Origin of the sequence: Sphingomonas sp. YR710 (genome assembly GCF_900101455.1) — a bacterium.
In the GTDB taxonomy this organism is placed as follows: Bacteria; Pseudomonadota; Alphaproteobacteria; order Sphingomonadales; family Sphingomonadaceae; genus Rhizorhabdus.
Window position 1 is genome coordinate 244,631 of record NZ_FMZJ01000003.1, and the last position, 18,709, is coordinate 263,339.

20 protein-coding genes are annotated in these 18,709 nt (G+C 62.8%); 6 read left to right on the forward strand and 14 right to left on the reverse strand.

The features are described 5' to 3' along the window. Positions 1-141: 141 nt before the first annotated feature. Together BLS13_RS05765 and BLS13_RS05770 are read right to left on the reverse strand one after the other, a co-directional pair. Positions 142-570 (reverse strand): hypothetical protein, encoded by a 429-nt coding sequence (locus BLS13_RS05765; RefSeq protein WP_093450513.1) that lies wholly within the window; start codon positions 568-570, stop codon positions 142-144. Positions 571-652: 82 nt separating this feature from the next. Then, the gene (locus tag BLS13_RS05770) at positions 653-1,000 is read right to left on the reverse strand and encodes a hypothetical protein (RefSeq protein ID WP_093450515.1); all 348 of its coding nucleotides are present in this window, start codon (positions 998-1,000) and stop codon (positions 653-655) included. A gap of 230 nt (positions 1,001-1,230) precedes the next feature. On the opposite strand from BLS13_RS05770, the gene BLS13_RS20615 reads away from it, so the two are divergent. Next, the gene (locus tag BLS13_RS20615; protein ID WP_176943447.1) at positions 1,231-1,461 is read left to right on the forward strand and encodes a hypothetical protein; all 231 of its coding nucleotides are present in this window, start codon (positions 1,231-1,233) and stop codon (positions 1,459-1,461) included. Positions 1,462-1,615: 154 nt separating this feature from the next. Here the strand turns inward: BLS13_RS20615 and BLS13_RS05780 are convergent, their stop codons facing one another. Next, positions 1,616-2,392: a transglutaminase-like domain-containing protein gene (locus BLS13_RS05780; protein ID WP_093450518.1), complete on the reverse strand. Its 777-nt coding sequence runs from the start codon at positions 2,390-2,392 to the stop codon at positions 1,616-1,618. 573 nt (positions 2,393-2,965) lie between these two features. Here BLS13_RS05780 and BLS13_RS05785 point away from each other — a divergent pair. From BLS13_RS05785 to BLS13_RS05795, 3 genes are all read left to right on the forward strand, one after another. After that, entirely contained in the window at positions 2,966-3,913 is a 948-nt protein-coding gene (locus BLS13_RS05785; RefSeq protein WP_093450519.1) for an aldo/keto reductase, read from the forward strand. A 259-nt stretch (positions 3,914-4,172) separates the two neighbouring features. Next, positions 4,173-5,264 (forward strand): sensor histidine kinase, encoded by a 1,092-nt coding sequence (locus BLS13_RS05790; protein WP_093450521.1) that lies wholly within the window; start codon positions 4,173-4,175, stop codon positions 5,262-5,264. Between the two features lie 274 nt (positions 5,265-5,538). Next, positions 5,539-6,987 (forward strand): aldehyde dehydrogenase family protein, encoded by a 1,449-nt coding sequence (locus BLS13_RS05795; RefSeq protein WP_218123239.1) that lies wholly within the window; start codon positions 5,539-5,541, stop codon positions 6,985-6,987. 47 nt (positions 6,988-7,034) lie between these two features. On the opposite strand, the gene BLS13_RS05800 is transcribed toward BLS13_RS05795, so the two are convergent. The 4 genes from BLS13_RS05800 to BLS13_RS05815 are packed head-to-tail and all read right to left on the reverse strand — an operon-like array spanning position 7,035 to position 10,907. Next, positions 7,035-7,283 carry a MoaD/ThiS family protein gene (locus tag BLS13_RS05800; protein WP_256325720.1) on the reverse strand — a complete coding sequence of 83 codons (249 nt, stop codon included), beginning with the start codon at positions 7,281-7,283 and terminating at the stop codon, positions 7,035-7,037. A 2-nt stretch (positions 7,284-7,285) separates the two neighbouring features. Continuing rightward, a complete protein-coding gene (locus tag BLS13_RS05805; RefSeq protein WP_093450522.1) occupies positions 7,286-9,556 on the reverse strand; it encodes a xanthine dehydrogenase family protein molybdopterin-binding subunit in 2,271 nt (756 codons plus the stop codon). Next, positions 9,553-10,041, reverse strand: a complete 489-nt coding sequence (locus tag BLS13_RS05810; protein WP_093450524.1) for a (2Fe-2S)-binding protein — start codon at positions 10,039-10,041, stop codon at positions 9,553-9,555. The genes BLS13_RS05805 and BLS13_RS05810 overlap by 4 nt, the downstream gene beginning before the upstream one ends. Continuing rightward, the gene (locus BLS13_RS05815; protein ID WP_093450525.1) at positions 10,038-10,907 is read right to left on the reverse strand and encodes an FAD binding domain-containing protein; all 870 of its coding nucleotides are present in this window, start codon (positions 10,905-10,907) and stop codon (positions 10,038-10,040) included. Before BLS13_RS05815 ends, BLS13_RS05810 begins: the two co-directional genes overlap by 4 nt. A gap of 227 nt (positions 10,908-11,134) precedes the next feature. Between BLS13_RS05815 and BLS13_RS05820 the strand changes: the two genes are divergently transcribed. Continuing rightward, positions 11,135-11,638 (forward strand): glycine zipper 2TM domain-containing protein, encoded by a 504-nt coding sequence (locus BLS13_RS05820; protein ID WP_093450527.1) that lies wholly within the window; start codon positions 11,135-11,137, stop codon positions 11,636-11,638. Positions 11,639-11,665: 27 nt separating this feature from the next. Here the strand turns inward: BLS13_RS05820 and BLS13_RS05825 are convergent, their stop codons facing one another. From BLS13_RS05825 to BLS13_RS05845, 5 genes are all read right to left on the reverse strand, one after another. Further along, positions 11,666-11,896: a hypothetical protein gene (locus BLS13_RS05825; protein ID WP_093450528.1), complete on the reverse strand. Its 231-nt coding sequence runs from the start codon at positions 11,894-11,896 to the stop codon at positions 11,666-11,668. An 83-nt stretch (positions 11,897-11,979) separates the two neighbouring features. Then, the gene (locus BLS13_RS05830; RefSeq protein WP_093450529.1) at positions 11,980-13,512 is read right to left on the reverse strand and encodes a DHA2 family efflux MFS transporter permease subunit; all 1,533 of its coding nucleotides are present in this window, start codon (positions 13,510-13,512) and stop codon (positions 11,980-11,982) included. Positions 13,513-13,584: 72 nt separating this feature from the next. Next, a complete protein-coding gene (locus BLS13_RS05835) occupies positions 13,585-13,920 on the reverse strand; it encodes a hypothetical protein (RefSeq protein WP_093450531.1) in 336 nt (111 codons plus the stop codon). 403 nt (positions 13,921-14,323) lie between these two features. After that, positions 14,324-15,898, reverse strand: coding sequence for a methyl-accepting chemotaxis protein (locus BLS13_RS05840; protein ID WP_176943448.1), 1,575 nt, complete (start codon positions 15,896-15,898; stop codon positions 14,324-14,326). Further along, a complete protein-coding gene (locus BLS13_RS05845) occupies positions 15,895-16,212 on the reverse strand; it encodes a hypothetical protein (RefSeq protein WP_093450534.1) in 318 nt (105 codons plus the stop codon). Before BLS13_RS05845 ends, BLS13_RS05840 begins: the two co-directional genes overlap by 4 nt. A gap of 155 nt (positions 16,213-16,367) precedes the next feature. Between BLS13_RS05845 and BLS13_RS05850 the strand changes: the two genes are divergently transcribed. Then, positions 16,368-16,925 carry a hypothetical protein gene (locus BLS13_RS05850; protein ID WP_093450535.1) on the forward strand — a complete coding sequence of 186 codons (558 nt, stop codon included), beginning with the start codon at positions 16,368-16,370 and terminating at the stop codon, positions 16,923-16,925. Positions 16,926-17,112: 187 nt separating this feature from the next. Here the strand turns inward: BLS13_RS05850 and BLS13_RS05855 are convergent, their stop codons facing one another. Continuing rightward, complete coding sequence (locus tag BLS13_RS05855; protein ID WP_256325721.1) at positions 17,113-17,562, reverse strand: NfeD family protein; 450 nt, start codon at positions 17,560-17,562, stop codon at positions 17,113-17,115. Beyond that, positions 17,559-18,545, reverse strand: coding sequence for an SPFH domain-containing protein (locus tag BLS13_RS05860; RefSeq protein WP_093450686.1), 987 nt, complete (start codon positions 18,543-18,545; stop codon positions 17,559-17,561). Before BLS13_RS05860 ends, BLS13_RS05855 begins: the two co-directional genes overlap by 4 nt. Positions 18,546-18,709: the final 164 nt, after the last annotated feature.

An 18,709-nucleotide genomic window follows, 5' to 3' on the forward strand; every position in this document is an offset into this window, starting at 1 on the left:
TCCCCTGCCCCGATCACGTACCGATCGATGGATCTTGCCCGACATGATCGGCAAATCGCACGAAGCCGTCCGTGATTGCCATCACGCGAGCTTCAAATATCGGAAGATCGAAACCTCAGATTTCGCCGTCCGGCACGCCGCTCATTCGCCCGCCACCTGCGGATCGGCGAGCGCCGCTTCAACCTCTTCAGCTGTTATGCCGAACACAGTGGCCAGGCCAGAGACGCTCGCCCCGCGGCGGGATAGTTCACGGATACGGCGAATATCGACGCGCGTCGCATAATGGCGGGTGTCGCGCTCGATCCGCACATCGCCGGTACGCCGTATCGCGCCCGACGCGCGACGCCTCGGTGCGGATTCGGCGCCGTCGTCGGTGCCGGCCGGAGTGGGCCGCAGCGCCGCCATCCGCTCGTCCACCTCGCGCTGCCGGGCTTCGCGCGACTGCTGGCGCACCTGCGAAGCCTGATCGCGTTCGGCCGCACGGCGATCGACGCGCGCTTGCGCCATTGCGCTGCGCTCCTGCGCGCGCGCTTCGCGCGCCTCCGCGCGCTGGCGTTCCCGGTCGGTCACTCAACCACTCCTGCTTGAAGGACGCAGATGCGCCGCGGCGGGTTTCATAGCGGACCTGACGCGCGACGCCAGCGCCGCCGCTTCACGGCACGGGTGCGGCTTCGGGAATATGCGGCAGCCACGTGCCGCGCCGCCGCAGCACCAGCCCGTAATAGAGCGCCGACAGCAGGATCTGCCCGGCCGTAACGATCAGCCCCGGCCGCCCCTCCGCCACGTCCTCCCAACTTGTCCAGATCACATAACCGAGAGCGACGAAGGTGGTGAGCGGGGCCAGCGGATTGAGCGGCATACGATAACAAGCATGGGCCGAGCTTCCCTTGTGCCGGCCCACCACCACCGCCAGGCTGATCCCCGCATAGATGGCGATCAGCCCCGCCCCGCTGAGCACCAGCAGGAACCGCAGCGGCAGGAAGCAGCAGGCGATCCCCACGCCGCCGATCAGCAGCGTGCCGATCGCCGGGGAATGACGGAACCGGCGATTATGCGCCCGCGATTGCCAGCTTAGACCAATGGCTCAAAAGCCACCCCGAGGACAATGGCCGCGCGACCGCGTATAACGGCCGCTGCTGGGCGCGGGCGCTGCTAAACGGCGATCTCCACAAGGCGCTCGACGATTGCAACGCGGCGCTCCGGCTGCGGCCCGGCGAGGCCGCTTTTTTTTTGGACAGCCGCGGACTGGTGTGGTTCCGGCGCGGCGATCTTGGCAAGGCACTTGCCGATTATGATGCCGCCGTGGCAGCACAGCCGCGCAACGCCTGGTCGCTCTACGTCCGCAGCATCATCGAACGCCGCACCGGCAAAACCGCTCAGGCCGACGCCGACCGCGCCGCGGCGCTGGCAATCAATCCTCAAGTGGAAGAAAGAGTGAAGCGGTTTCGGATCGGGGAATAGCCGGCACGACTGGCAAGTGCGACAATGGCACTCGACATCGCGCATACGGTCGCCAAGGCTATTGACGAAACTGAGAAATCACCCGCCGCATCGGCATCAAATTGGCGCGACGCGGAAAAAATGGCTGGCGCTTACTGCATTACCGAGATGATCTTCACGCCGGTTCGACGCGAACACTCTGACTGTTCATCTCGGCCGGGCCATAGGCCGTAAGGAAGGCAATATCGGCGGCATCGCGGCCAACCCCGATCTTGGCCATCGCCCCTTCCCGGGCCATACCGGTTGCATCGATCAGATGCCATTCGCCGCCAAGGAAGACCTCAGCAACGGCGTGAAAATCCTGCGGTTCGACACCCAACGCATAAACGCTTGCCATTCGGGCCGGTATGCCTGCTGCCCGTACCAACGTGATCATGACATGGGCATAGTCGCGGCAAATGCCCTGGCGCTTGACGAAGGTGTCAAGCGCGGTGGTCTCGGCATCGCTCGACCCCGGTACATAGCGGAAGTGACGCATGACCCAATCGCGCATTGCAATAACCTGCGTACCTCCTTCGAGGTGACCGAACTCGGCTTCGACGAAGGTTTGGAACTGGTCCGACAGACAATAACGCGATGCCATCAGATACTGGACGGTCTCGCCGGGCAATTGATGTGGCGGCACTTTCGGAAGTTCGAGGCAGTCGGTCAACAACCGTTCGATCGAGACAGTTGCCCTATAGTCAAGCAGAAGCCGCCCCTTAACACGCACCCAGATACGCTGACCGATTTGATCATGCGCGTCGACGCGCGCAAAATGCTCGCACTGCGTGATGTCGAGGTGACATGCCTCGATCGTCTGTTCGGGGATGGCGGCCGTTTCGAACTGAAGGAGCACGTCGGTCGTTTCGGCAAACTGATAATCGAGTTGGGCTTGGATCTTAAGTCTCATGCGCGCGCTAACCAATAAGAAGCAGTGAGGGGCCCGTTTGCTGCAAATAAGTCGGCATGGTCACTTCAGATGCTGACTCGAACCCTGCGCGATTCAGGAATTCCCGGCTAAATGACGTGGAACAGGAGGAGACCGATAACAACGACGCCAGGTACGCCAAGCATCCATAAAATCAAACCCTTACCCATCTCGGCAATCCTTTCTCCTGCGATCCGAGTTCAACCCGCAGATCGTAACGAGGTTCCCTTTGCGGGCAACGATAGATTGCTCGCACGGCACGCCGTTGCCAGATTGACTCATCTCAATTCAGAGGCACCGGCTCCGGCCTGAGGGGATTGGTCCACAGAATGGCCTCTTGCTCGCTCCGCGGGTTCATGATCTTCTCGGCATTAACCGGCAGCATATTTATAAATGGCCGGAAAGGATGTTGGGCATGGCCAGTGTGATAGCTAAAATCCGTGCAACCCATTGCGTGCGCGGCAAGGTCGTGTGGGGAGAAGCGCGCCACCATCGGCGGGCCGCAGGATGACTCATATCCACTGCATCGCAGGGTGAACTCGGTGAACGACGATTATGCGTGAACATCTCCTCGGACGCTCGGGCGTCCGCATCAGTGAAATGTGCCTCGGCACAATGATGTTCGACAACGACATGAACTGGCGATCGAGTGCAGGCCGATCGGAAAGCCAGCGCATCTATGATCTTTATCGGGAGGCTGGGGGCAATTTCATCGATACCGCCAATATCTACGGGCGGAGCGAGGAGATCATCGGCCCGATGATCGCAAAGGATCGCGATGCGATCGTGCTGGCGACCAAGTTCACGCTCGAAACCGACGCGGCGAACCCCAATTCCGGCGGCAGCAACCGCAAGAGCCTGCGCGCCAGCATCGAGACAAGCCTGCGGCGTTTGGGGACCGACTATATCGATCTGCTCTGGATCCATGCCTGGGATCAGCGCACCCCGATGGAAGAAACCGTGCGCGCGCTGGACGATCTGGTGGCGGCCGGCAAGGTGATCGCGATTGGCGTCAGCAATACGCCCGCCTGGGTTGTGTCGAGCGCGGTGACCCTTTCGCAACTCCGCGGCTGGACACCTTTCTGTGCGCTCCAGGTCGAATATTCGCTCGCCGCGCGCACCGCCGATCGCGAAATGCTGCCGATGGCAAAGGCCCATGGCCTGGCCGTAACGGGATGGGCGCCCTTGGCCCGAGGCGTTCTGATGGGCGTCGAGCGCAGCTACGCGAAGCCCCGTGCCGTAGAGATCGGCAAGGTCGTGGTCGAGATTGCACGCGAGATGGAGGTGCCACCGGCGCAGATCGCGTTGGCTTGGTCACTGCAGCGAGGCGTTATCCCCGTGGTGGGCGCGACGCGGGCGGAGCAGCTCAAGGAAAGTCTGGGCGCAGCGGAGATAACTTTGACGGATGATGTCATAAGGCGGCTCGAAGCCGCCAGTGCTATTGAGCTTGGCTATCCGCACGAATTTCTCCAGATCAAGGCGGACCGCCTCGGCCCGATCTGAGCCGCAGAAACGACATTCACAAAAGATCAGCGCACGATCGCGCGAGGAACGAGGCGAGAATATGTGCTGCGCGTCGGAACATGCCATGATGCCATCGAAGCGGTCGACAGCCGGTTCCGGGACCATGGCACACCGAGCCGAGCGATCTGCAAACCGTACCCGTAATGATCGGAAATCCGGAAATAATTTTTACACCGCACCCAAAACCAGGTGAAACGGCCGCCAGCCATGTTATAGGCCCGCGGATGGCTTTTGCGCGATGAACGAACCTTCCGACGAAGACGCAGAACAGGTTAAGCATCTGCTCGGAACGCCCCACCTGGCGGATGCGCTGGAAAGCGATCGTTTCAAGCAATTTCTGGACCATGTCCCCGTCGCGATCGCCGTGTCGCAGCTTGGCCCGTCCGAACGTATCACCTACGCCAATCTGGAGTTCGAGCGGATCACAAGCCTCTCCGCGGCGGAAATCGAGGGCAAGAGCTGGCGTTCGCTCCCGGGCATCGCCACCGCGCAGGGCGATGACCGGCGCCTCAGCGAGGCGGTCGCGACAGATCAGGAATATGTCGGCACCTTCACCATCGTCCAGGATGGGACCACGGTTGAGGTCGATGCCTGGTCCAACACCATCGAGGATGAAGAGGGCACCGAACTATTTCGATTGGTTGCGCTTGCCAAAGTCGGCGCCCGCACGAACGGCGACGTTGCCGAAGCCATCCGCGCGCTCGGCGACAAGGACGTTCAGCTGCTCGAACTGCAGCACCGCGTAAAGAATAACCTTCAGATGATCACCGCGCTGATCCGTCTGGAGGCGCGCAACGTCGCCGATGACGAGACCGGCGAGCGCTTCGATCGCCTCGCGGGTCGGGTTCATTCGCTGGCGCTTCTGTACGATATGCTGGCGGCCAGCGGGCTCGCGCAAAGCGTCGATCTCGGCATCTATCTCAGCCAGATCGCCTCGTCGGTGATGCAGGCCCACGCCGTCGAGGGCATCCGCCTCGATCTGAAGGTCGACACCTGGCCGGTCTCGATCAACGTCGCGATGCCGGCGGGGCTGGTCGTGAACGAACTGCTGACCAATGCGCTCAAACATGCGTTCACCGAAGAGGGCGGCACGATCACGCTGCACAGCCTGATCGACGAAACGGGGTGCCGCGTAACCATCGCCGACGATGGCGTAGGCTTTCCCGAAGGCGTCACATGGCCCAAGGCCGGCAAGCTGGGGGCCGCGATCGCGCAGTCATTGCGTCAGAACGCCAAGGCCGAATTCGTGGTGACGTCCGTTCCCACCAGGGGAGTCCGTGTCACCATCTTCTTTCCACGGGCCGCCGCCTCGCCGACCGCGCCTCAGTAAGCGCCCACTCGAGAGTTCGACGTCGCCTGACCGCACCCAGGCAGACTGTCAGCGTCCATAACCACAGGCGGTCGAACCGATTCGATCCGTTATATATTCATATATATATTGCGTCTCATGCCAATCAGGAATTCACGCTGCCTTTCTCCCATTGGCACCGCGATGACTTGTTTAGCTACCCGCCATGCGCTTACGCTGTTCGTCGTGATCTGCGGAATGATGTGCGAAGCCATCAAGGATCAAGAAGACGGATCGCGATCAGAGGAGATGCCAGGTGGCCGAACTGCCAGAATATAAGAATCTCATCGGAGGGGAATATCGGGCGGCCGCGTCCGGGAAATGCCTCGATTCGATCAATCCTTCGACCGGCGAAGTCTGGGCACGCATACCCGCAAGCGACCGGACGGATGTGGAAGCCGCGGTCAAGGCTGCAAGCGACGCCTTTCCCGCATGGTCGGCGCTGCCGGCGGCAGGCCGTGCACATTATCTGCGCAAAGTCGGCGACATATTCCGCCAGCATAGCGAGGAACTGACCCGGCTCGAACTGCTGGGCATCGGCTGCCAGGCCCGCAAGAGCAACGTACCGTCGCCTGCTGGCGGGCTTGCCTTCCTCTGGGATCGCGCCGCCGGGCTGACGCTCGATGCCGTCACCGGCCGCAGCGTACCGCTCGACGCCAACACGCTCGGCATCACGCGGCGCGAACCTTATGGCGTGGTCGCCGCGATCGTGCCGTACAACTCGCCGCAGGGCATGGCCTCGTCCAAGGCCTCGCTGGCGATCGCCGCGGGTAACACCGTCGTCCTCAAGCCGCCGGAACAGGCTTCCCCGGCGATCCTGCGCTTCGGCGAGCTGCTCGCCGAAGTCCTGCCGCCGGGCGTCGTCAACATGGTTTCCGGGCGCGGCGCCGACGTCGGCGATCCGCTGGTCCGCCACCCCGATGTCCGCAAGATCACGATGACCGGCGCTCCCGATACCGCGCGGGCGATCCAGCGCGCTGCCGCTGACAATCTGACCTCATGCATCTTCGAGCTTGGCGGCAAATCGCCGAACATCGTCTTCGCCGACGCCGATCTCGACAAGGCCGCTTATGGCGTGACCACGCAGGCGATCTACACGACCAATGCGGGCCAGGCCTGCGTGGGCGGATCGCGCATCCTGATCCAGCGGTCGATCCTCGCCGAGATGCTGAAGCGGATGAAAGCCATCGCCGAACAGATCAAGCTCGGCGATCCATTCGACCCCGAAACGACCATGGGCCCGCTGATTTCGCAGGCGCAGTTCGACAAGGTCACCGGCTATATCGAAATCGGCAAGCGCGAGGCCGAACTCGTCTTCGGCGGACGTTATGGTCCCGAACTGGTACCGTCACGTCCGGGCGGATTCTGGGTGGAACCGACCTTATTCATCGCCAAGGACAATACACCGCGGATCTGCCAGGAGGAGATCTTCGGCCCCGTTGCCGCCGTCATCCCCTTCGACACCGAAGAAGAGGCGATCGCGATCGCCAACGACAGCCGTTTCGGCCTTGCCGCAGGTCTGTGGACGACCAATCTGGCCCGCGTGAACCGCTTCATCCGCGACATTCGATCGGGGAATGTCTGGGTGAACACCTATCTGCAGACCCGCTACGAGCTGCCGTTTGGCGGCATCAAGGACAGCGGCTACGGCCATGATGACATCATGGAGTTCACCGTCGAGAAGACCGCCGTCATCTCGACCTGACGGCCCTTCTTTTCGTGGCACCGTCACCCCCCGGCGGGGTGGCGGTGCTACACTCCGCCCGCAATCCGCGGCACAAGCAGCACCTCCGCGCCATCCGACAGCCGCGCCGACCAGTCGTTGGTGACGACGCCATCGACGGCCACCGTCAACCGGCTGTCGGCGCTTTCGGAGAAGCCCGGCGCGCGCGCATCCAGCGCACGAATGAGTTCAAAGATGTTGCTGGCGGGCACATCCCATTCCGTCTGCCCACCGAAAAATTCCGCCGCGAACGGCGGCATCGCGACGATGCGCGCCAAAGCTAGATCTTCGCCTTCAGCGCGGCATAGACCCGGTCCGGGGCGAGGGGCAGATCGCGCAAGCGCACCCCGGCCGCCGCGCTGGCGGCATTGGCGACAGCGGCGAGCGGCGGGACGATCGGGGTTTCGCCGACGCCCTTCACCCCATAAGGATGGCCCGGGTTCGGCACCTCGATCATCACCGTATCGATCATCGGCATGTCCGATGCGACCGGCATGCGATAATCGAGGAAACCGGCATTTTCCATCCGGCCGTCGCGATCGAACATATAGGCCTCGTTGAGCGCCCAGCCGATCCCCTGGACGGCGCCCCCCTGCATCTGGCCTTCGACATAATCGGGATGGATGGCCCGTCCGACGTCCTGCACCGCCGTATAGCGCGTGACCCGAAGATGGCCCGTTTCGGGATCGAGTTCGACATCGCAGATATGCACGCCGAAACCCGGCAGATAACCCGCAGGGTCGACCACAGCCTGTGCGGCAATCGGCCCGCCGGAATTATCGGCTTTTGCGGCAATCGCGCCGATCGTCAGGCTTTCGCCCCTCTTGTCTCCAGCCAGGCACAGCGCTGCGCCGTCGCGCCATTCGACCTCGCTGACATCGACGTTCCACATTGCAGCAGCGCGTTGCTTCATCGCCGCGATCACCTGATGGGCTGCATCGACCACGGCTGCGCCCGTGGCGAAGGTCGTGCGGCTGCCGCCTGTCAGCATCGAAAAGCCGATCGACGACGTATCGGCGATCGTTACCCGCACCCGCTCATAGGCGATGCCGAGCGTTTCCGCTGCCATGATCGCCATTGCGGCACGGCTGCCGCCGATGTCGGGGCTACCGGTCGTCACCAGCACCGAACCATCTTCCGTGACACTCAGCGTGGCCGTCGAAGCGCCGCCATAATTGCCCCAGGTTCCGCCAGCGATACCGCGCCCCTGATGGGGGCCGAGCGGCGCCGCATAATGCGGATGCGCCTTCGCCGCCTCAAGGCATTCGACATAGCCAATCGCGCCGCGCGGAAGCCCCATGACGCCGGGATCACCAGGTCGCGCCGCATTTTTCAGCCGCAGGTCGATCGGATCGATGCCGAGTATCTGCGCGAGTTCGTCGAGACAGGACTCCACCGCGAAATTCACCTGCGGCGCGCCAGGCGCGCGATAGGCGGCGGTACTCGGCATGTTGGCGAGCACATCCCAGCCGGTGATGCGATAATCGGCGAGCCGGTAGTGGCCGAGCGCCGTCGTCGCGCCGCTATGCGTATCCGAACCGGGATAGGCGCCGCCGCAATAATGAAACTCGATCTCCGCACCAACCAGCGTACCGTCGGCAGCCGCGCCGATACGAACGTCGACGATTGCGCCGGGCGCCGGGCCCGTCGCGCGAAACACGTCGCCGCGGTTCATCACCAGCCGCACCGGCCGGCCCGACTTGCGCGACAGCAGCATCGCGACGGGTTCGAGATAGATGGTGGTCTTACCGCCGAAGCCGCCGCCAATTTCCAATGGCATCACACGGATGTCCGCCAGGCTGATGCCCAATGACGCTGCGGTCAGCGACCGGATCATGAAGGCGCCCTGGCTGCTTGCCCAGATCTGTGCCTGTCCATCGGCGTTCCACGATGCGACGCACGCATGCGGCTCGATATAGCCCTGATGCACCGGCTGGGTGGTGTAGCGCCCCGAAGCCACCGCCGCTGCGCCCGCCAGGCCGTTCGCGGCATCGCCTCTGGCGAGCACGAAGCGCAGCGCAATGTTGGACGGCTTTTCCGGTTTCGTCTCGAGCCCTTTGGTGAACAGATTATCGTGCAGCAGCGGCGCGTCAGGCCGGATCGCGTCCTCGATCGTGATGACGTGCGGCAACACCTCATAATCGACCTCGATCAGCTTCAGCGCAGCCTCGGCGATCGCCATGCTGGTCGCGGCAACCGCGGCAACCGCATGGCCGTCATACAGCACCTTTTCGAGTGCCATGCAGTTGCGTGCGACCTTGACGATCCCGAGCGGCGATTCGCCGCCGGCCCCTGACGGTGAGGCGAAGCTCGGGAAATCAGCGCCCGTGATCACGGCCTTGACGCCGGCCAAAGCTTCCGCCCTGCGCGTGTCGATGCGGCGGATGCGCGCGTGCGGATGCGGGCTGCGCAGGATCGCGCCGTGAAGCATGCCCGCGACCGCGAAATCGGGGCCGTAAACGGCCTTGCCGGTGACCTTTTCGGCGCCATCCGGGCGGACCGGCCGGGTACCGACGAGGCGAAAAACCTGCTTGTCGAACGGGGCGTTCATGCCATCGCCCTTTCCTGCCGCAAATCGGCGGCCGCATCCATCACGGCGCGCACGATCTTGTCGTAGCCGGTGCAGCGGCACAAATTGCCGGCCAGCCAGTAGCGCACCTCGCTTTCGGTCGGTGCCGGATTATGATCGAGCAAGGTCTTCGACGCGACGATGAAACCCGGTGTACAGAATCCGCACTGCAGCGCGCCGTGCTCGAGAAACTTGGCCTGCACCGGATGAAGCGCGGAGCCTTCGGCCACACCTTCGATCGTGCCGACCTGCCGGCCTTCCGCTTCGGCAGCCAGCACAAGGCAGGAGCAGACCATATGCCCGTCCAGCAACACCGTGCAGGCGCCGCAGTCGCCCGAACCGCAACCTTCCTTGGTCCCGGTAAGCCGTAACTCGTCGCGCAAGACATCGAGCAAAGTCGCACCGGGATTGCACAGAAACTCCTGCGTATCGCCGTTGATGATGGTTGAAACCCGAAACTTGCTCATGCCCGCTCCTCGGCCCGCTGGCGGGCCATCGCCACGACGCGCTTCGCCAGCACGCCGGTCATTTCGATGCGATAGGCCGCCTGCCCGCGCTTGTCATCGATCGGCCTCGCAGCCGAACGAACCGCCGCCGCCATGGCATCAAGTGCCGCCGCGTCGAGCTTCGTACCGATCAGAGCCGCGCCCGCCGCTGGCACCAGTAAAGCCGTGGGAGCGACAGCGCCCAGCGCAATGCGTGCGGCGGTGCAGATCCCGTCCGCCGCCAGCACCAGCGCGGCCCCGGCACCAACCACCGCGATATCCATTTCGGTGCGCGGAATCAGCCGAAGGTAAGCATCCCCGCCACCCGCGGGCCGCGCAGCCAGGCGAATGTCGACGACGAATTCGCCCGGCTTTAGCGAGGTGCGGCCCGGGCCTGTCGCAACATCCTCTATGGCCGCGATGCGCTCGCCGTCCGGCCCTGCGATACGGCAGGTCGCCCCTGCGGCAATCAATGCCGGCACGGCGTCCGCGGCCGGCGATGCGTTGCAGATATTCCCAGCTATCGTCGCACGGTTCCGCACCTGCACCGATCCGATCAAATTTGCCGCCTCGACCACGCCGGGCCATGCGCTCATGAGCCCGCTATCTGCCTTCAGTGCGGTGCAGGGCGTTGCAGCGCCGATGATGAAAGCGTCTCGCTCGACGCGCACGCCGATGAGTCCACGGATGCGCTTGATATCGATAACGTTGGCAGGCGCAATCCGGCCGGAGCGAATCTGAATCAACAGATCAGTCCCCCCCGCCAGCACCCGCGCGGACGGATCCGCGGCCAGCAAACTTACAGCCTGCGGAATTGTATCGGGTCTGTGATAGGCAAGTGAAGACATGGTTTTCCCTTGAAGGTCGATTGACGGAGCTTCCTGCCCCCTCACCTTTTCGTCAACCGATATCAGCCATCATGACAGGCATGTCGGGCGAAGGAGCCGGATAAGCATTCCGCGAGGCTTGCGCTGCCCCTCGGACAGGCGGGTTCATCACCGATTCAGTTGCGCGATAGCATGATAACATGGCAGTTTCGGAGCCATGATGGCGCCGTGGTCGGAGGGGATAGTATATGCGTCGTTTGATCTTGTCGCTGGTTGTCGCGGGTCTGGGGTGCGCAGCGGTGCCGATCGCCGCTCAAAGTGTCGACGATCAACAGCGCTGGGATTATGCCCAGCGGCGCTACCAGGCCGAAATGGAGCGCTACCAGGCCGAGCGCGACCGCTATTTCGCGATCCGCGATGCTGCGCGGCGCCATGATTATGCGCCGCCTCGCCCGCTCGATGAGCGCGATGAGCATGGCTATGACGCTGCCAAATATTATCGCGATGATGCGCACTACCAAGAGCGCGCGCTGGCTGCCGACGACCGTGTCTATCGCGGGTCCGACGGACGCTATTACTGCAAGCGCAGCGACGGAACCACCGGGCTGATCATCGGTGCTGCCAGCGGTGGCATCCTTGGCAATGTCATTGACGGCGGCCATTCGCGTGTGGCCGGAACGCTGATCGGCGGCGCGCTGGGTGCGATCATCGGCAAGTCGATCGACCAGAATAACAGCATTCGCTGCCGGTGATCTTGCGGGGAACGCGCGGCCGAGCCGTCAAGGGCTGATCGTGCGATTGAACACGGTGCCGCGTTTCCCCTTGCGCCGATCGTTCGGGAAAGCCGTCGCGCTGGCCTCTTGCGGCGCGACGACTTTCCAGCCGCCGATCTTGAGCGCCAGCGGCGCGCCACAGCGAGCGCAAACCGAACGCAGTAGGCCGCCCGTATGTACGGTCGCGTCAGCTTTCTCCACATGGCCGGCGCGCTCGCAGGATTTGGTGATGCGCATAAGGGAGCCTCTGGTTGTAAAACGATTGCGCTGATCTAGCAGGCAATCGCTTTAACAGTTCCTAACGGTAGAATTTGCGCGCGCTATTCCATGACGACCGTATGCTCTACGCCCTCGATACGAGGCCTGCGCAGGAAAAACAGTAACGGGAAAACGAGCGCAGTCGCCCACATCATCAGCCAGAAATCATCGATGTAGGCGATCATGAGCGCCTGTCGATTGATCTCCCCATCCAGCATGCGAAACACTGCGGGACCATAGCTACCGAGCGAATTCATGATCCCGGGCTGGAGCAGCGGAACCTTGGCTGGTGTGATATTTCCCGCCAGTTCGGCATGGTTCACCTGGACGTTGTGCGCGAGCATCGCCCCCATCACGGCGACCGTTACCGATCCTCCCAGATTGCGCAGCAGGGTGGAAAACGCCGCAGCCTCGGTGTTGAGATAGGCCGGAATTGTGGCGAATGCGAAGATGCTCGCCGGCATATATGCCATTCCCGGACCGATTCCCTGGATGAACGCGTAAATCAGCCACTCGCCGTGTCCGACCTGGATATTATAACCGGTAAACAGCCAGAACGACCAAAAGGTGATGCCAAGCCCGATCCCTACCACTAGCCTGGGATCGAAATAACGCACCATGATCGCCGCGAGCGGCATGGCGATGAAACCGCCCAACCCGCGCGGGGCCATTGTCAGCCCCGCCGTCACCGTATCATATCCCATCAACGTCTGAAGCATCGGCGCCATCAGCGCCGGCCCGGCCACTGCGCTCCCCGTCAACAGCAAGACGTAGGTCATCGAAATAACGAAGTTGCGATTCTTGAGCAGCGCTATGGGCAGCAAGTTCGATTTGTTGACCATGACATGAATCGCGAACATCCAGAACGTCGCGATCATCACCCCCGCCTCGATGATGATTTCGGTCGATTCGAACCAGCCCTGCTGGCTGCCACGATCGAGAAGGAGTTGAAAGCTCGCAAGCCCGGTCGCCAACAAGGAAAAGCCAAACAGATCGAACTTGCGCCGCGGCAGATCGACCTTGGGGATCAACAGGAAGACGCCGATTGCGGCAACCACACCCATCGGAATGTTGATGAAGAATACCCAGCGCCAATTGAAGCTGGCGGTCAGCAAACCGCCGACAACCGGGCCCATGATCGGCCCCAGCGTGATTCCCATCGAAAAGATCGTCAGGGTCTGAGCCCTCTGTGCACGCGATGACGAATCGAGCATGACCGCCTGCGAAAGTGGCGAGATCAGCGCGCCGAACGAGCCTTGCAAGATGCGGGCTGCGACCATCACCGGCAGCGAATTGGCCGAGCCACAGAGCGCCGAGCTCAACGTGAATCCGATAACCGCGGCCATCAGCAGATTGCGCCGCCCGAGCCGAGCCTCGAGCCAACCCGTGGCGGGCGTCAGAATGGCCGCCATGATGATATAAGACGTCAGCACCCAGTTGATGCTTTCGACATTCGCACCGAGCGCCGCCTGCATATGCGGCAAAGCAACGTTGGCGATCGTCATGTCGAGAACCTGCACCAAAGTCGCCATCATCACCGTACCGATGATCAGCCATCGCCGGATCGGCGACGGAAGTGGTGCTGCGCTCTCCATAGCTTGCCATACGGGGCGGAAGCGCAGCTTTCAACACGCAGTGGTTGCAAGCACTTTGCCAGTATGCTTCCTTCAGAGAAGTATATCGACGAGCCGGCCCATGCCGGTCTTGGCCGTATCGAGGTCGGCCGGCACTAGGTCATCCCGGCGGCGCTCGTTTCGCGGCTCCACCCCGCCGGTGGCTCCGGCCGTTGCCCGCCCATTCGGCAGAATGCGCCAGCTGATACGCGCTGTCGCGGCATGGAGCGTGCCGATTTCCGGCGCGAGATCGCTGTCGCCCTTCATGACGAGAACCCACGCGCTGCCGCTGTCCGGCGCAGCCACCGGCGAATGGCTTTGCTCGCTGCTTGCAGCGCTAACCTGGGTTTCCGACGTACCATCGGCGTAGGTGATGACTATCCGACGCACGCCACCAGCAATCGAAGTTGTCCTCGATACTTCCGCTTTCGCCGCGGGTGCGGCTGCGAGCGATGGCCTGGTCTTTTCTCCGCCACACATGGCATCCAGAAGCGTCACGAAATCGCTGGCAACATGCTCTGCACTGTGTGTCGCCGCACGCGCTTCGTGCGGGTTTGACAGCCTGTTGTCAGTTCTGATCGCACAGACGGACATTGTCGCTCCCGCACACCTGCCCCAAGTAACGGCACGGTTGGCGGGACTTTAATGAGAAAGCAGGCAGGCGGTTTCCCCGAAGGCCCGCAAGATCACAACGCGACTGAGGGGCGCTGGTTTCGGCAGCTGCGACAAGGCGACACAGATATGCTATGGAGGTGTGGTCGCGGCCCGATCGCCGCACGCGCCGAACCCGGAATCAGGCGGCCGCCACCTCCTGCATACCGGTATCTTGGCGGAGGTGATCCACCAGGCTGTCCGTTGACTGGCGTAACCGCCCGGCAAGTTCGGACAATCCCGCCGCGGCTTCACGCACATCCGATGACAGGGCGCCAATCATATTGATGGCGATCGCGACGCTTTCGATCCGACGCTCGATCAAATCCGCGCCCGACGCAGCCCGGGTGGCATTATGTCCAATTTCGACGGCGGCCGCACGCTGCGCATCAACCGAGACCCGGATCGCACCGGCAGCATCTGCGACTTCGCCAACAGCAACCGTAGCCTGATCGAGGTTCCCGACCGCGACATTCACGCCCTGCTGAACATAAGCGATCAGCGCCTCAATCTTGCCTGTGGTGCCCGTCGTCTGTGCCGCCAGCGCTTTGATCTCGCTTGCGACGACCGCAAAGCCACTACCGCCCTCCCCCGCCCGCGCCGCCTCGATCGAAGCGTTGAGCGCCAGCAGGCGGGTCTGGGAAGATATCTGCCGGATGTCGTCGGTAAAATTCCCGATGTCCCGCGCGCGCTCATCGAGCGCCCGCACAGCTGCGTCCGTAGCATCCGTATTGGTGCGGGCTGCCAGCGTCAAAGCCCCCTGCTGCTCCGCACTGAGTGAAACGTCGGCAATCGAACGGGTCAGTGACCCGATCGAATCCGCCACACCGCGCGCAGCATGAGAAGCCTGGACGGCACCTGCCGCCGCCTCATCCGCCTGAGTCGCGGTCTCCTGGGCAATACCGTGGAGCCGCGCGGCCGACCCGAGCAGCGCGCTCGACGCCCGCTCCAACGAGACCGCAACATCGGAAACTGATCGCTTCACACCGGCCGCAATCTGCAGGAAATCCTCCCGACGTTTCCTCGATGCCTGGCTCTCGATCGCTTCGCGGCGATGACGCTCGCGGGTCGCCTCCGCCTGCGCCGCATGTGCAAGCCGCAGCGCCTCAACAGCTTTTTCCCGCTCGGCATCCGCCCGACATCGTTCAGCCTCGGCTTTCTCGGCAAGCTGCTCACTGTCCACGCGCGCAGCACCTTGCTCCAGCATGAGCGCACTCAACCGGCTGGTCACGAAAGCCAGGGTCGCAAACTCCATCAGCACAGCTAACGCATGCAACAGAACCCGGCCCAGATTGCCACCGTCTATGAAAACCGATGCCGGAGCTACATAAGCCAAGATCAAATGATGAAAGCAGGTCAGGGCGGCGGCGATCGCGATCGGTCGCCAGTCGCACAATATCGTGAGCCCTGCGAGCGTGACGAGGAAATACAAATGGGCGTCCATCTGCCAGGGGCTGCCGGACAGGACGAAAACAAGCAGCGCCGGTATGATCGCCGCGAGCGTCCCAACTGCCATCCGCGCCCCGCTATCGGATCGATTGCGGAGCACGACCATCGTCGGCACGATATTGGCGAGAACGGCAACGGTGAAGGCACCCCACGCCCCGTCGACTCCACGCAGATAGCCGATTGCCACAATCGCGGCCGCACCGATCCACCCTGCCACCGTAAGGATCCGCGCGCCACGGAGGCGCAGATCGTCAAGCTCGCGCATCATGACCGCGCCACCTGCCGTTCGCCGCATTCTGCGACCGGCGCCACCATGAACAATATTCCCGCCTTCAACGTTGGGAGAAACATCTGATCGCGCTGGACGACACTTAACAGCGACCCTCGAACCGATGCCGAAGAGACAATACGCGCTCCGCTCATGGTCGCCAGCGCGGCCACCCGACCACCGGAATTAAGGGGCATCAAGAGCATGTTGCCCTGAGGCGCCAAAAGACCGAGGCCCACCAAGACGATCATCGCACCGAGAATTTGCCCGACCAGCAACGGTTTTGCACAGCACTTGTAGTGATCATCGGTCATCGCGCCCGATTAACCATTAATCGTTATCAGGCCGTAAACCGCCACGGTGCCGGTCTGCAGCAGCATCACTCAGGTTGAGACAAACATGGTAAACCTCTCGCTAACCATATTCCTCTAGCTCCACACGCGGGCCATTCCGCCCTGGAGACAGAAAGATGACCTCCATTTCGACCGGCGCATCCTATGCGTCCCATTCGCCGAGAGATCGGCTGCTCACCCAATTACAATCGGCGGTAACGGCTGGCACCGTCAAGCAAGCCGACCAGACCGCGCTGTCGAGCGCGATCGATGATATCGGCTCGGCGTTGAAGGCATCGGGGCCGCCCGCGCAATCGACAGCGCCAACTTCGATGAAGGACAAGGTCGACAGTCTGATCGATCAGGAAGTCAAGGACGGTAAGCTCAGCGCTGATCAGGCAAGCGAACTGAAACAGGTGTTCGCCGATGCATCGCGGGCGATGGGCCACCACCATCAAGCCCAAGGCGCCGACAGCGAATCGTCCGCGAAGAGCGGTGGGGGCGATTGCGACGGCGATGGCAACACCGGTTCGGCGCAGACCGCGTCGACCTCTGGCAGCGGCAGTAATCCTTTGTCGAAGCTGATCGACTTCCTGCAGAAATTGGAGACCACTCTCTCCTCGACGAGCGCCTATAACAGCAACGGCACGCAGACGAGCGGCCTCACCTCGGCGCTCGTCAATACCAGCGCCTGAGCCTGGCGGGGCGCCGGGGGCAATCCGGCGGCCAGTGGGGCCACACCCCGCCACGCGCGACAGGCCGATCGCAACGTCCGCCACCCGGGCTCGGCCGGGCAAGATCGTGTTGCCTCCTTCTATAGCTTTAGGATTTCAGGTTTGTTACGCCATCGACATGTAGCGCTTTCCGCCAAGGGATAATTCCCTAACGGCTTACCGGCTCCACCGTCAGCACATTCCCCTCGACCGCGACGACCGTCGCGACCGCCCCCGCGGCCATATCCGGCCCCTGCGCGAGCCATGAACCGTCGCCCGCCGCGGCGCGACCACGACCGGCGACGATCGACTCGCAAATCGTCACGCGGGCACCAACCATACGGGCCGCGCGATCATTGAGCAGAGGATCGGGCTCGGCGGCATTGCGACGATAGACGTTGCGACCGACATAGACCGATGCAATCGCGGCAATCACGAAGATCGCAAATCCCGCCAGTGTCGGCGGATCCAACAGCAGCATGATCGCGCCGGTAATCGCGGCGGCCAATGCCAGCCAGATCAGAAAGACCCCCGGTATCGCGATCTCCGCCACCGCCAAGGCGGCAGCGGCGATCCACCACACCAGCCGCCCGTCTATCATGGCAAGGAAGGTGCTCATGGCCGTTCGACGGGCGGGATCGGCACGCCCGATCCGCTGGCAGCCCGCCCGCGCGCCGGCGGTGCCGGCGCATCTTCGCCCAGCGCCGCCTTGGCAAGTGCGCCGATCCCGCCCAGCGTACCGATGAGCTGCGTGGCTTCGATCGGGAACAGGATCGTCTTGGCATTGGGCGAGGTCGCGAACTTGCCGACCGCCTCGACATATTTCTGCGCGATGAAATAGTTGATGGCCAGCGCCTCGCCGCTGGCGATGGCATCGGAGACGAGCTTGGTCGCGGTTGCCTCGGCCTGCGCCGCGCGTTCGCGCGCCTCCGCGTCGCGATAGGCGCTTTCGCGGCGGCCTTCGGCCTGTAGGATCTGGCTGGCCTTCTGCCCTTCGGCTTTGAGGATTTCGGAGGCGCGCTGTCCTTCGGATTCGAGGATCAGCGCACGTTTCTCGCGCTCGGCCTTCATCTGCCTGCCCATCGCGGTGACGATATCCTGTGGCGGCCTGATATCCTTCAGTTCGACGCGGGTGAGTTTCACACCCCAGGCGCCGGTCGCATGATCGACCACGCTCAGCAGCCGCGCATTGATCTCGTCGCGCTTGGACAAGGTCTCGTCGAGATCCATCGATCCCATCACCGTGCGCAAATTGGTGGTCGTGAGCTGCAGCAGCGCGCGATAGAGGTCGAACACCTCATAAGCCGCCTTCACCGGATCGAGCACCTGGAAGAAGACGACACCGTCGACCGCGACCATCGCATTATCCTTGGTGATGATCTCCTGCCCAGGAATATCGAGCACCTGCTCCATCATGTTGATCTTCCGGCCGACCCGATCGACGAATGGCATGATCAACGTGAAGCCCGGGCGCGCCGTGGCGGTGTAGCGGCCGAAGCGCTCTATCGTATATTCATAGCCCTGCCGCACGACGACGACCGCGCGCCAGACGAATGTCACGGCGAGCAGGACGAGAAGCCAGAATAGGATAACCGTAGCCATGATCGCACCGCTCCAATTGTTTATGCTGCCAAACCTACCATAGGTGAACCCGCACAGGCGAGTGGCAGCCACCGGCGGCATCACGCACACCGGAGCCGCCTCCGACCGACGATCGCGCCCATAGCCAGCGCCCGCACCCGACGACCTTCCACCTTCTGTCCATC

Bases quoted from the DNA above. Each gene is read 5' to 3' on its own strand.
- BLS13_RS05785 (WP_093450519.1), top strand. From the start codon at position 2,966: ATGCGTGAACATCTCCTCGGACGCTCGGGCGTCCGCATCAGTGAAATG.
- BLS13_RS05855 (WP_256325721.1), bottom strand. From the start codon at position 17,562: ATGAGCACCTTCCTTGCCATGATAGACGGGCGGCTGGTGTGGTGGATC.
- BLS13_RS05825 (WP_093450528.1), bottom strand. From the start codon at position 11,896: ATGCGCATCACCAAATCCTGCGAGCGCGCCGGCCATGTGGAGAAAGCT.
- BLS13_RS05845 (WP_093450534.1), bottom strand. From the start codon at position 16,212: ATGACCGATGATCACTACAAGTGCTGTGCAAAACCGTTGCTGGTCGGG.
- BLS13_RS05810 (WP_093450524.1), bottom strand. From the start codon at position 10,041: ATGAGCAAGTTTCGGGTTTCAACCATCATCAACGGCGATACGCAGGAG.
- BLS13_RS05860 (WP_093450686.1), bottom strand. From the start codon at position 18,545: ATGGCTACGGTTATCCTATTCTGGCTTCTCGTCCTGCTCGCCGTGACA.
- BLS13_RS05840 (WP_176943448.1), bottom strand. From the start codon at position 15,898: ATGATGCGCGAGCTTGACGATCTGCGCCTCCGTGGCGCGCGGATCCTT.
- BLS13_RS05815 (WP_093450525.1), bottom strand. From the start codon at position 10,907: ATGTCTTCACTTGCCTATCACAGACCCGATACAATTCCGCAGGCTGTA.
- BLS13_RS05790 (WP_093450521.1), top strand. From the start codon at position 4,173: ATGAACGAACCTTCCGACGAAGACGCAGAACAGGTTAAGCATCTGCTC.
- BLS13_RS05830 (WP_093450529.1), bottom strand. From the start codon at position 13,512: ATGGAGAGCGCAGCACCACTTCCGTCGCCGATCCGGCGATGGCTGATC.
- BLS13_RS05850 (WP_093450535.1), top strand. From the start codon at position 16,368: ATGACCTCCATTTCGACCGGCGCATCCTATGCGTCCCATTCGCCGAGA.
- BLS13_RS05820 (WP_093450527.1), top strand. From the start codon at position 11,135: ATGCGTCGTTTGATCTTGTCGCTGGTTGTCGCGGGTCTGGGGTGCGCA.
- BLS13_RS05780 (WP_093450518.1), bottom strand. From the start codon at position 2,392: ATGAGACTTAAGATCCAAGCCCAACTCGATTATCAGTTTGCCGAAACG.
- BLS13_RS05805 (WP_093450522.1), bottom strand. From the start codon at position 9,556: ATGAACGCCCCGTTCGACAAGCAGGTTTTTCGCCTCGTCGGTACCCGG.